Source organism: Vibrio sp. 1180_3 (assembly GCF_029478545.1).
GTDB classification, from domain to species: Bacteria; Pseudomonadota; Gammaproteobacteria; order Enterobacterales; family Vibrionaceae; genus Vibrio; species Vibrio aestuarianus.
In genome coordinates, this window is the sequence record NZ_SJFM01000178.1 from 1 (window position 1) to 461 (window position 461).

The following is a 461-nucleotide window of genomic DNA, read 5'->3' on the forward strand; positions in this document are numbered from 1 at the left end:
ATTAACGATTACGCGTTCTCGCTCAAGCGTGAAGCGACCCAGCGAGAATTCTGCGTGCAATACCGAGAAACCGACCTCGATTTTCTGCATCGTTTGGCGGCAGAAGAAGGTTTGGTGTATAGCGTTATTCATGAAGAGGGCAAACACACCCTGTTTTTTAGTGATGACAGCCAAAGCCTGCCCAAACATGGTGAGCCGATACCTTACAATGTATTGTCGGGCGGGGTGATGGACAGCCCTTATGTCTCCAACCTTACCCAGCGCACTCAAACCGAAGCCAGCCACAGTGAGCTTTGCGATTACAGTTTCAAAAAGCCTAGCTACTCTTTTGCCCAGCAAGCGCAAGGCATTGAGATGGACTACCAACAAGCCATTTACGAGCATTTTGATGCGCCCGGTCGCTTTAAAGACGATGTGAACGGTAAAGCCTTTAACCAAATTCGTTTGCAGTACTTAAGACG

At 48.6% G+C, this 461-nt stretch carries 1 protein-coding gene; it reads left to right on the top strand.

Annotation, left to right across the window (positions count from 1 at the left end; translation table 11 throughout):
* The coding region (locus EYW48_RS21465; protein WP_277433075.1) for a type VI secretion system Vgr family protein at nt 1–461 on the top strand (461 nt) is incomplete at both ends.